The sequence below is a fragment of the Rothia sp. (in: high G+C Gram-positive bacteria) genome (assembly GCF_015265375.1).
In the GTDB taxonomy this organism is placed as follows: Bacteria; Actinomycetota; Actinomycetes; order Actinomycetales; family Micrococcaceae; genus Rothia.
Map to the genome: position 1 here is coordinate 1 of NZ_JABZXW010000095.1, position 4581 is coordinate 4581.

Annotated in this window: 3 protein-coding genes; all 3 read left to right on the plus strand. The window is 60.1% G+C overall.

The window, feature by feature from the left end:
* Nucleotides 1–101: 101 nt before the first annotated feature.
* The 3 genes from HXO69_RS08695 to HXO69_RS08705 all read left to right on the plus strand — a co-directional run bounded on the left by HXO69_RS08695 (nucleotide 102) and on the right by HXO69_RS08705 (nucleotide 4402).
* Nucleotides 102–956: a chromosome partitioning protein ParA gene (locus HXO69_RS08695; protein ID WP_296546555.1), complete on the plus strand. Its 855-nt coding sequence runs from the start codon at nucleotides 102–104 to the stop codon at nucleotides 954–956.
* Nucleotides 957–1153: 197 nt separating this feature from the next.
* Complete coding sequence (locus HXO69_RS08700; RefSeq protein ID WP_296546557.1) at nucleotides 1154–2344, plus strand: secretion protein HlyD; 1191 nt, start codon at nucleotides 1154–1156, stop codon at nucleotides 2342–2344.
* Between the two features lie 9 nt (nucleotides 2345–2353).
* On the plus strand, nucleotides 2354–4402 hold the full coding sequence (locus HXO69_RS08705) for an ATP-binding cassette domain-containing protein (protein ID WP_296546558.1): 2049 nt from the start codon (nucleotides 2354–2356) through the stop codon (nucleotides 4400–4402).
* The last annotated feature ends 179 nt before the right edge of the window (nucleotides 4403–4581 follow it).

Genomic DNA, 4581 nt, shown 5'->3' on the forward strand with positions numbered 1-4581 from the left:
GTAGGCTAGTGTTCAAAATATGTTCTCTCTAGGGCAAACAACAAAGAGCCTTCGAACGAGTGAACAAAGATGCAGCGTATATTTCACGAGGAAGTGCCCCTATGCGTCGACCGAACACCCTACGAACCCTCGCCGGGGCTCTACTCCCGCTGACCTTGATGCTTAGCTCTTGCGCATCCGGGCAGCCCAGTGCCGACTCCTCGGCGTCCGCTAACGCTGAGAAGGCGTATAGCGCCTCCACGAGTCCCGATAGCCAAGCTATCGAAAAAGTAGAGAACCTCGCCTCACTTTCTGACAATGTTGCCCGTGCCTACCAGCGTTCCCTGAGCCAGTGCATGACTGAACGAGGTTTCCCGAACTACAAGGTTCCTGCAGGAAAAACTGAAATCCCGCTGCTTCTGCAGGCTGATCTTGAACCTCTCACCGTTGCGGACGCCCGCGCTCGCGGATACGAAGAGCGCTACTCTGCGGCTACTACAGCACTGGAAGAGCAGAGCCGTACTATGAGCGAAGCCGAAATGCAGGCTCTTTACGGCACCGAAGGAAAGGGCGGTTGCCAGCAAGAAGCCACCCGTGCAGTCTTCGGTTCAGAAGAATCCTACGAGACCATACGAAAGGTCTACGTCACTGCGGTTCACTACCTCAACAACGACGCAATCTTCAAAGACCTTGAGCCTGCCACCGAGAAGTGGGCACAGTGTATGAAGGAACGCTTCGGGGGAGACTACACCACGCCGGTTATGGCTCGCGAACAGTACCGCCAGAACAACCAAGACACCCACGAACTGGCAATCAACGATGCGACCTGCCGTGAAGCAACCGGGCTGGATGCCGAACAGCGGAAGATAGCTATCGCTTACCTGAGTTCCTTCCTCGAAAAGGAGCAGGGCCTCATCGAACAGGTGACCACCGCCAAGAAAACTGCTGAAGAGAACGCCCGAAAGATTCTGAGCTAATCCTGCGGACTAATCAGACCGGACTAATCAGAACAGGCGTACAGAGTAGCCATGGAGGCTGCACCTCGTCACAGCGTATTGTGCCCGGCACGTATCCCCGTGCCGGGCCCAAACTAACCCCACACGGCATCGCCGCCCCTAAGCCCAAACGGCACAGACAATAGCGTTCCCGTACGCGCACCCAAAGAAGGGACACCATGAGCGCCACCCCCACCCGCCAGAAGAAAACCCTCTGGCTCTACGGCATTATCGCCCTGCTCCTCATCATCACCGTCGGCACGCTCATCAGCGCCCAAAACATCAAAACCACCGCCCAAAAAGACGCAGAAGCGGCACCCCCGGACCCCTCCACCATCACCGCCACGGTCACCCGCGAAAAACTGCGCACCACCGTGCCCCTGACCTGCACCGCCAACTACGCCACCTCAACCCCGCTACGCTACAGCGGCGAAGGACAGTACACCGCAATCACCATCAAACACGGTGACACCGTCGGCAACGGCACCCTCATCGCAGAAGTCAACGGTGAACCTCTCATCACCCTCACCGGCGGCTTCGCGCTCTACCGCGACCTCAAACTCGATGACAGCGGCCCCGACGCCGCACTCCTCAACGAGGCACTAACCGCCATGGGACGCCAGGGCCCGCAGCCCGCGCGCATCACCGAAGACACCTACGAGGCTCTCAACAACCTCCTCGACAGCCTCGGCTACGCGCACGTGAAGACTGACCAGCCCATTCCCGCCCGCTACTTCCTCATCATCAACCGTGCCGGAGTTGTCACCGGCAACCCCCGCGCAACCGGCGCTATCGCGGACGGTCCCGTAGCCACCATCGCAGAAGGTAACAAGACCCTCAGCTGCACCGGAACCACCGGCAGGCTCACCCCCGAAGCTCGTAGCGGTCAGAAGGTAACCGTGCCCTCCCTCGGTGATACTGAGTACGTTGCAACCCTCGGATACAAGAACACCACCGAAGCCGCTGGTGCCGCAGGCAACAGCCAGGCCGGTCGCCAGGCCAATGGTGCAGAAGGCGCGGCTGGCTCCAACCTCAACGGCGCAGCCGGTGCGGCAGGAGGTGCCGAAGGGGAACGCATCCTCACCCTCGACGTAGGGGATAAGGCGGACAGCCTCCGAGGCGCCGTCAACGCGGAACTCACCCTCGAAGAAACCCCCGAAGCGCACCTGGTCGTACCCTCATCGGCGCTCTACACCCGTGACGGACAGACCCGAGTCATCGTGCTCGGCCCCGAAAGCTCCAACGGATCGAAGGCACGTGAAGAGCGCGAGGTAACCGTTACCGTCATCAGCAACGCCAACGGCAAGAACGCCGTCACCGGTGACCTGCACGAAGGCGACAGCGTCAAAATCATGCGCGAGAAAAAGTAGGGAGTAGCCATGACTGACTCCCGCGCCGCTCACGCGCACCCACCAGCCTATAGCGTCGATATTCAGGGGGTGTCCCAGCACTTTATGCAGGGTGACACTCGAATTGACGTGCTCAAAAATATTGACCTGAAAGTCCGCTACGGAGAAGTCGTCGCAATCCTGGGACCGTCCGGCAGCGGCAAATCAACCCTGCTAAACATCCTCGGTCTGCTCAGCACGCCAGCCTCCGGCTGCTACCTGCTGGACGGTACAGACACCGCAACCTTCACCGCGGCACAGCGAGCTGAAGCGCGCCTAGACAACATCGGTTTCGTCTTCCAGGCGTTCCACCTCATCGAGCATAAGAACGTGTACCGCAACGTTGAGCTACCGCTCATCTACCGTGGCGTACCCAAAGCGGAGCGAGCACAACGTGTTGCGGATACTCTCGCCCTGCTGGGGTTGAGCCACCGGACGGATGCGCCCATCACCACTCTCTCCGGCGGTGAAAAGCAGCGCGTGGCTATTGCTCGTGCGCTCATTGGAGAACCGGCGTTGCTGCTCTGTGATGAGCCGACCGGCTCGCTGGATGAAGAGCTCACCCGTGAAGTGATTGATCTGCTCCGCGAATGCACGGGTAATCAGCAAAGCACGATTGTGATTACCCACGACCCGCTCGTGGCGGAGCACTGCGACCGGGTGCTGCGCATGCACGAGGGTCAGCTCATCGAGCAGGATGCACTGCGGCAGGAAGAAACGACCGCCCGCGCGTCTCTAAACCTGCCTAGCTTTGCTGAGGAACAAACATCTAAGCCGCAGAGCAGTGGTCGTGCACCCTGGGCGCTCGCCTCCCTCAAAGAAGCCTGGGACGCTACCGTGCACCGGGTGAGGCGCAATATCTTCACCATGCTTGGTGTGGTTCTGGGTATCGCTTCGCTCGTGTTGACCGTTGGTCTGACCGCCACCATTTCTGGGCAGTTGGCTGACAGTTTCGACATTTTTAGGGCTAAGCACCTGACGATAAGCTCGACCCGAACTGAACCCCTGAGCCGGGCTGAACTCTTGAGCCTGGCGGCAAGTGAGAACTACCGGCGTGTTAGCCAGCTGAACGGAGTGACCGGTACCGCGCTGGTGGATCAGCTGTATGAATCCGCGGATATTCAGCGCGGTCCAGACAACTTCGGTGAGCGCGGTGCTAACGTGACGGCTGCCGTCCTTGCGGCAACCCCCAGCATCTTTAGCGTGCAGGGTCACGAGCTGGCGTGGGGTCGCACCTTCGACGAGGGGCACGTGGAGCGGAACGATAAGGTTGTGGTGCTCAGCGAAAGCGTGATGCGCCAGCTCGCGCTGCCCTATAGCCCCGGAGTTACGGTCTATATTCACGGTGAGCCGTACACCGTTATCGGTGTGGTGCGGGAGAACCCTTCGCTGACTCTGTCGTACGGTTCGGTCTACTTGCCTCTTGGTGCGAAGCCTGGTGCCGATGCGGAAGAAGCGCAGCCCGCTGCCGGTGGTGGCGCCGCTGCGGCGCAGACTGGTAAGCGTTCCACTCAGATTGTGGTGAGTACTGTTGCCGGTGCCGCAAACCAGATTGCGGAGGAAGCACCGTACGCGCTCTCGCCGGAACGTCCCGCACTGTATAGCGTGAGTGTTCCGCCGGAGCCGAAAACTCTTCGTGAGGCTGTTGACCAGCAGCAACGTACTATGCTTATAGCCATGAGCGTTATTACCCTCGTGATTGGTGCGATGGGCATTATGAATACGTTCTTGGTTGCGGTGATGGAGCGTCGCCGTGAGGTTGGTTTGCGTCTGGCTATTGGTATGCGCCCTTCGGGTATTCTGCTGCAGTTCTCGGCGGAGGCGTTGCTGACCGGCATCCTGGGCGCTGTGGCTGGTATTGTGCTGGCGGTTAACGGCATCTCGATTGTGTCTTTGATGAACCGTTGGACGCCGATTATTAGCGCTGACACTATCCTGCTGGGCCTGGGCGCTGGCGCGCTGGTTGGTGTGTTGGCTGGTCTGTACCCTGCGGCGAAGGCTTCGCGTATTGACCCGGCGCAGACCCTGGCGGCAGGCTAGTCGCGCTGAGTAGGTGCTGAGGGGCGGCGTTCGTCCTCGCCTCGCTGGCTGGTTGGGATGGCACGCCGTATGTTTCCTCCGCGCCTACGCAGGGGCACCCGTCACCCGGACGCTCCGCTTTCTCCTTGCTTCGCTGCGGAGAGCGTCCGTGTGACACCCTGAGGGCGCTTCCGGAAAAC